Origin of the sequence: uncultured Kiloniella sp., assembly GCF_937128705.1 — a bacterium.
Classification (GTDB): Bacteria; Pseudomonadota; Alphaproteobacteria; order Kiloniellales; family Kiloniellaceae; genus Kiloniella.
The window spans coordinates 1-6,981 of record NZ_CAKZMP010000411.1; the positions used below are offsets into that span (position 1 = coordinate 1).

A 6,981-nucleotide genomic window follows, 5' to 3' on the forward strand; every position below is an offset into this window, starting at 1 on the left:
AGCTCAGGGGAATTCATAGCCCTTATGGCTTTTTTAATGTCACTGGTTGCCTTGTCAATTGATGCCGTTATGCCTGCCCTTCCTTTGTTAGGGCAACAACTAGCCGTGACAAACCCAAACGATGTACAGCTCGTCATCGGAATCATTTTTTTTGGATTGGCCACCGGACAAATTTTCTTTGGTCCTTGGTCAGATAGTATTGGGCGGAAGCCGGTTATCTATTGTGGTTTAACCATATTTATCATCGGTTCCATCATATCAGCAACAGCCAGCGACTTTAATATTATGCTTCTGGGACGTTTACTTCAGGGCATCGGTGCTTCTGGTCCAAGGACAATTTCTGTTGCCCTAGTCCGTGACCAATTCGAAGGCCGCGCCATGGCGCGTATTATGTCCTTTATTATGGCCGTTTTTATTATAGTGCCGACAATTGCCCCAGCCTTGGGCCTTTCGATTATGATGCTCTTTGACTGGCAGGCTATTTTCTATAGCTTCTTCCTACTCGCGAGCATTGTCCTTGTCTGGTTTGCAGGCAGACAACCGGAAACACTGTCAAAAGCAAGTCGAATTTCCTTGAGCTTCGGACACTTCTGGAATGGCTTAAAAACGATCCTTACCAACAAACAGTCCCTAGGCTATACTCTTGCTGCCGGCATTATTTTTGGGGCCTTTATTGGTTATCTCACCAGTGCTCAACAGATCTTTCAGGATATATACGGCATAACAGAGCTCTTCCCGATCTACTTTGCGATCTTGTCCCTTTCTATCGGCGCAGCTTCACTGACCAATGCCAATCTTGTCATGAAATTTGGTATGAGAAAGTTGTCAAAAACTGCCCTGATCACCATGACCATTCTTGCCATACTTTTTTTGGTACCGGCAAACCTAGCCTCAGGACAACCACACCTTTGGTCATTTATGGCCTATATGATGTTGAGTTTCTTTTGTATCGGCATTCTATTCGGGAATTTCAATACCCTTGCCATGGAACCTCTTGGCAAGCTTGCTGGCCTTGGTTCCGCCGTTGTTGGATCCCTCACAACATACATCTGCATGGCAATCGGTATCACCATCGGCCAAAGCTACGACACCACGATTTTGCCTCTGGTTTATTCCTTTGCCATCCTCGGCCTTATTTCGCTAGGTATCATGCTTTGGATAGAAAGACAGTCAGAAACGCAACTTACATAACAATCTTAAAAACCAAAAGCAGCGCACAAAAATCGTGTGCGCTGCTTTCCAGTTTTCTAACCAGATACAATTTTAATCAGGCTTAATCGCGTAACGACCACTACCAGAAAAAAGAAGCGCCAAGGCCGAGATCAGGAAGAACCCCTGTAATTCTAACTGCCAACCACCTTGATTGTTCAAGAGCATGAGTTGGTGACTGTGAACAAGCACCAGCGCAAAAATCATATTAACAGCGACCAAAAAAGATCCTAGTCGTGAATAAAATCCCCCGACAATCATCAGCGGTGCAATCACCTCACCAACAAACACACCATAAGCCATAAACTCAGGTAATCCCAAAGAGGCCAATTTACCGCCAATAAATTGAATTGATCCCGGATTTCCCAGCTTGTGAATACCATGCAAGATCATCATTCCACCAAGACCAAGGCGAAGAAGAAATAATCCCAGCGATGTGTTATGAAAAAGGCCCATCTATCTATCCCCCTAGCGTCTTCACGCTACCAGAGCATTTTTTATCAAAGGCAGAAAAAGCGCTCTTCGTATCTGTTGTTTCGTCTTGCTTTGTCCCTTGATCTGTTCCCATCAAAAGAAAAAACTTTCGAACATGATGACACAACGAAAAAAGAAGGTCCATCTTTTCAATGGCTTCCACAAATCACCTGTCGGGGGAAACAAAACAGGCCCCACCATTTTCATGATCGGGCCTGAAATATTTTTGCTAAAGTTGTTTATCCGTAATTAGTCACGAACCACCAGAACAGAGCACTTTGCGTGACGAACGACCCGCGCCGCATTTGGTCCCAGCAGATAATCTTCCATCCGTGGGCGATGTGCCCCCATGATAATCACATCAGTATTTATCTTTTCCGAAATGCGTAGAATTTCTTCATAGGCATTTCCGTGTCCGATAATGTGTTGAACCTTGATACCATCAGGAATGTTTTCATCGACAAACTTATGCAAAGCTTTGTTTGCGCCTTCCATCATCTGCTCTTCATGATCCTTCGGAAAAAAAGAGCTCACAATGCTGCTCCCAAAGTTGGGAACAACCGTCATGATATGAAGTGTTGATCCAAAAGCCTTGGCATATTCAACACTGGTTGGAAGAGCCTTGCCCCAGCTATCTTTCTGATCAAGATCGACTGCCAATAGGATATGTTTAAACATTATTTTTCTCCACTAAGCAGTTGCAGTTTGCGCAAGAAGATCACGACGGCGACGTTGCAGCATAATGATTAAGCCCAAAAGCAAGAAAGCAGGTATATAAAAAAGCTCTTTTGCCGGACGCTCAACAGGCACACCAACCGATGTGATAACCTGATCGAAATCAAACCCGGCCTTTTCAGCTGCACTATCAAAACCAACGCCATCAACGATGACTTTACCTTCGTCTTCAAGCAACTCGAGACCATACGCTTCGACACGCTCTTCTCCCGTAGCTTCATCTCCGACTTTAACAAGCATCGTTAAAGTAATCGCATCACCAACATCATCTGTACCATCAATCAACAATCGAAGTTCATCACCAGGATTAACATCGGCCATTGCCTGAATTAACTGATCGCCACCTCTCTCTTCATATGGTGCGACAACGTAATCCAGCCAAAAACCAGGACGGAATAATGTGAATGCAATCAAAAGAAGCGCCGCTGATTCCCACATCTTCGACTTTGCAAAAAAGTATCCTTGTGACCCCGCCGTAAATATCAACATCGCCGCCGTTGCTATTATAAAGATAAGAACCCCTTCTAATGGAGAGACATCAATAAGCAGCAAGTCAGTGTTGAAAATAAACAGGAACGGCAACAAAGCTGTTCGCAAGGAATAGAAGAAAGCAACAAATCCTGTCCGGATAGGGTCGCCACCAGATACCGCCGCGGCAGCAAAGGAAGCAAGGCCAACCGGAGGAGTCACATCCGCCATGATTCCGAAATAGAACACAAACAAATGTACGGCAATAAGCGGTACAATAAGACCATTTTGCTGCCCCAGGGCTACGATCACCGGTGCTAGAAGTGACGAAACAACAATATAGTTTGCTGTTGTTGGCAAGCCCATCCCAAGGATCAGGCTTAAAATAGCCGTCCAGAAAAGAATGAGCATGATATGACCAAGTGAGAGGAACTCAACCAAAGCAGCTAGCTTACCGCCAACACCCGTTTGATCCACAGCACCGACGATAATACCGGCTGCTGCAGTCGCAATGCCGATACCGATCATGTTGCGCCCACCGGCAATCATACCCTCAACGAGTTCGTCAAGCCCTCGCTTGATGGTTCCGTTCTTTGCTTCATTCCGGAACATTGCGAAAAGGAAACGTTGCGTCAGAAGTATAAACAGCATTAACGCAGTGGCCCAAAAGGCAGATAAGCTTGGTGAAAGCCGCTCAACCATCAAACACCAGATCAAAACCACAACAGGTAAAAGGAAGTGCAGTCCAGATTTTAACGTTGGGCCGACTTCTGGTAACTTCGCAATGGGTTGATTTGGATCATCAATCTCCAAATCTGGATACCCAGAGCTATACTTTGCCAAGAAAAGATAGGCGACAAGAACCAAGGCCCCAACAACCCAAGGTGTAAGCTCCGCACCTGCCGTATCTTGAATAAAGCTGATCAAGAAGAACAAACCGAAAGAGACGATAACTGCATTACCCAGTACAACAGCACCAGTAGAAATCGTTCTTGCATAGGTGCTCACATTAGCCTTGTTTTTCACCATTTTAATTATACCAAACTGTATAACTAAAATAGCCAAAACCGCGATTAATCTTTCCGATGTTCCCTGCAATAACTGATAAGCCTCAGAAGCATATGTCAGCCCCCCGGCCAATGCAAAAATCCCTGATAAAGAGATCAACCAAGACAAGACAACATCACGCGCAGTTTTAACTTCACCAGCACGGGTCAATCCCTTCATGTGCAATTTTTGTGCTTCAAGATGCACAATATACACAAGCGCAATATAAGAAATTATCGCTGGCAAGAAGGCGTGTTTAACAACCTCGAAGTATGGAATATTAACATATTCCACCATCAAGAACGCCGCAGCGCCCATAACCGGCGGCATGATCTGCCCGTTCACAGATGATGCAACCTCAACAGCTCCTGCTTTTTCTGAATTAAAGCCGACACGTTTCATCATCGGAATAGTGAAAGTACCCGTCGTCACAACATTTGCGATGGATGATCCAGAAATAAGTCCAGTCATGCCAGATGCAACAACCGCAGCCTTAGCAGGACCACCACTGAAATGCCCCATCAAAGAAAAAGCAACCTTGATAAAATAATTACCAGCACCTGCGCGATCAAGTAAGGCGCCAAAAAGAACAAAGAGGAAAACCAGATCCGTCGATACGCCTAATGCAATACCAAAAACACCATTGGTTGATGTCCATTGTTGGTCAACTGTTCCGCCAAAGGATGATCCTTTCCAAGCGATTAGATCAGGGGCATAGGGACCAAAAAATGTGTACCCAAGGAAAACCATTGCCACCACCATCAACGGGGGCCCAAGGGCTCTACGCGTCGCTTCGAGGAGTAAAGCCATACCGATAATTGCCACAACAATATCGACATCATTCGGATTACCAGAACGATCTGATAATCTTGAGCCAGAGATCGCTTTTATTAAGGCTGTATCTGCGAGAAAAAGATAAAAGGCACACAAGCTACCGATAATCGCAAAGGCCCAATCCCCAAGAGGTATCCTCCGCCGTGGAGAACTTTTAAAAGCGGGGTAAGCCAAAAATGCAAGAAATATAGCAAAAGCCAAATGTATTGGCCGCGCTTCACGACCAGAAAAAGCACCCCATCCAATCGTATATGGTAACGGGGACGCAATCCAAACTTGGAAAATCGACCATATTAGTGCTGTTGCAGCAAGTAATGTGATTATCTTTTGATTAGATGGGACACGTCCACCCGTATCCGTAGAAGCGACAAGGTCTTGTAATTCCTCGTCACTTAATTTTGCACTTTCAGAATTTTCTGATGCCATACCCCATATCCCTGTTATCTGCGCCCGATGCTGATCACACGGTACCCTTGGTAATTTTATTTTTGATTGTCATTCGTGTAATCCAAAATACAGTATTATGCTGGCTGGAAACGTCACACGAACATTTAAAAGGCAACCGTTACACAATTATAGAAAAGGCGGGAAAGTAAAACCTTCCCGCCTTATTTAACGACGACTGATTACATCCAGCCACGTTCTTTGTAATAGCGAACAGCACCATCATGCAGAGGTGCAGACAGATTTTTAGAAATCATGTCTTCTTCTTTCAGGTTCTCAAATGCCGGGTGCATTTTTTTGAAACGCTTGAAGTTATCGAAAACAGCTTTCACCATTTGATAAACTACTTCATCGTCTACTGCTGTAGAACTGATAAATGTTGCACCAACACCAAAGGTTGTCGTGTCATCATCAGAACCATTATACATGCCACCAGGAATAGTGGTCATAGCGTAATAATCATTATCAGCAGCAAGCTTCTGAATTACGTCGTTATCAACATTGATAAGCTTCGAATCACAAGATGTTGTTGCTTCTTTAATCGTGCCTGATGGGTGACCAACTGTGAACACAATGGCATCAACTTTACCATCGCAAAGAGCAGCGGCTTGTTCTGAAGACTTCAGCTCGGACGCAAGAGCGAAATCACTCATTGCCCAACCCATTTTCCCCATAACAACTTCCATTGTTGCGCGTGCGCCAGAACCCGGGTTACCCACATTCACTTTTTTACCTTTTAGATCTTCAAAGGTTTTGATGCCGGAATCTGCACGTGCAACCACTGTAAATGGCTCTGGATGAGCAGAGAATACAGCACGAAGTTCTTTGTAAGCCCCATCTGGGAATTTATCTGGCGCAGTGCCATTATAACCATGGTACTGCCAATCAGACTGAGCAACACCCATGTCCAGATCACCAGCGCGCATGCCATTAATATTAGCAACAGAACCGCCCGTTTTATGTGTACAGTTGATCTCGTGATCTTTCGTACCTTTATTTACCAAACGGCAAATAGCGCCACCAACAGCGTAATAAACGCCTGTCTGACCACCTGTACCGATCACAACGTGATTTGTGTCAGCAAAAGCTGCGGACGTCATCAGTGCCGCACCTGCTACTGCTGTCATTGCCATTTTTTTTACAAACATGCCTACTCCTTGGTTTCATGCTTTTTATTAACTTTATCTATCCTGCAAGATATCAACTTTTTCAGCTGGTTTATCCTACAGACATATTCATGTGCCGAACCACAAACGAATACGATTAACCATCAAATTTATGACAGTTAAATTTCCTAACCATTGGGTCTTTGTCACAAATTCCCAACACTCCCTCGATGCAAAAGCACCGTAGAATTCTTTATATCCTGACAGGTAAATAATTATTTTTGGCAGTAGTGTCCCAAAACAAAACAGTTCAGAACGCTACGAAAAGTATCTAGGATCCGTTGTTACCTTTTCGAATCTACTTTCGTTTCATGTGCTTAGCTTACGTCAAACCAATCACCAAAGAAATAGCCAATTCATTTTTCCCTGTCTGATTGAACTACTTTATGAGTTCTTTACCGCTGACATGGTTGCGTATGTAATATTTACAGTCAACAGATAACATTTGTTCTTTTTTCAACCTCAACACCAAGAATTTTCAAAAAATCTAGAGCTACCCATCCTTTGGGAATGCTACAGCTCATGACTTCCAGAAGACATTTGTTTCTTTCCGGTATTCGTTAAAACTTTGGATTCTTTGCTTTGTATCCGGCGCGCCTTTTTC

General features: G+C 44.1%; 5 protein-coding genes. 1 reads left to right on the top strand and 4 read right to left on the bottom strand.

From position 1 onward, the window contains the following. Window positions 1-1,191 (top strand): multidrug effflux MFS transporter (locus Q0241_RS21240; RefSeq protein ID WP_299381083.1); only part of this gene is annotated, 1,191 nt, incomplete at its 5' end. 72 nt (window positions 1,192-1,263) lie between these two features. On the opposite strand, the gene Q0241_RS21245 is transcribed toward Q0241_RS21240, so the two are convergent. The 4 genes from Q0241_RS21245 to Q0241_RS21260 all read right to left on the bottom strand — a co-directional run bounded on the left by Q0241_RS21245 (window position 1,264) and on the right by Q0241_RS21260 (window position 6,359). Further along, complete coding sequence (locus Q0241_RS21245; RefSeq protein WP_299381084.1) at window positions 1,264-1,665, bottom strand: DoxX family protein; 402 nt, start codon at window positions 1,663-1,665, stop codon at window positions 1,264-1,266. Window positions 1,666-1,932: 267 nt separating this feature from the next. Beyond that, window positions 1,933-2,361, bottom strand: a complete 429-nt coding sequence (locus tag Q0241_RS21250) for a universal stress protein (protein WP_299381085.1) — start codon at window positions 2,359-2,361, stop codon at window positions 1,933-1,935. Window positions 2,362-2,373: 12 nt separating this feature from the next. Then, on the bottom strand, window positions 2,374-5,193 hold the full coding sequence (locus tag Q0241_RS21255; RefSeq protein ID WP_299381086.1) for a TRAP transporter permease: 2,820 nt from the start codon (window positions 5,191-5,193) through the stop codon (window positions 2,374-2,376). A 200-nt stretch (window positions 5,194-5,393) separates the two neighbouring features. After that, a complete protein-coding gene (locus tag Q0241_RS21260; RefSeq protein ID WP_299381088.1) occupies window positions 5,394-6,359 on the bottom strand; it encodes a TAXI family TRAP transporter solute-binding subunit in 966 nt (321 codons plus the stop codon). Window positions 6,360-6,981: the final 622 nt, after the last annotated feature.

Bases quoted from the DNA above. Each gene is read 5' to 3' on its own strand.
- Q0241_RS21245 (WP_299381084.1), bottom strand. From the start codon at position 1,665: ATGGGCCTTTTTCATAACACATCGCTGGGATTATTTCTTCTTCGCCTT.
- Q0241_RS21250 (WP_299381085.1), bottom strand. From the start codon at position 2,361: ATGTTTAAACATATCCTATTGGCAGTCGATCTTGATCAGAAAGATAGC.
- Q0241_RS21255 (WP_299381086.1), bottom strand. From the start codon at position 5,193: ATGGCATCAGAAAATTCTGAAAGTGCAAAATTAAGTGACGAGGAATTA.
- Q0241_RS21260 (WP_299381088.1), bottom strand. From the start codon at position 6,359: ATGTTTGTAAAAAAAATGGCAATGACAGCAGTAGCAGGTGCGGCACTG.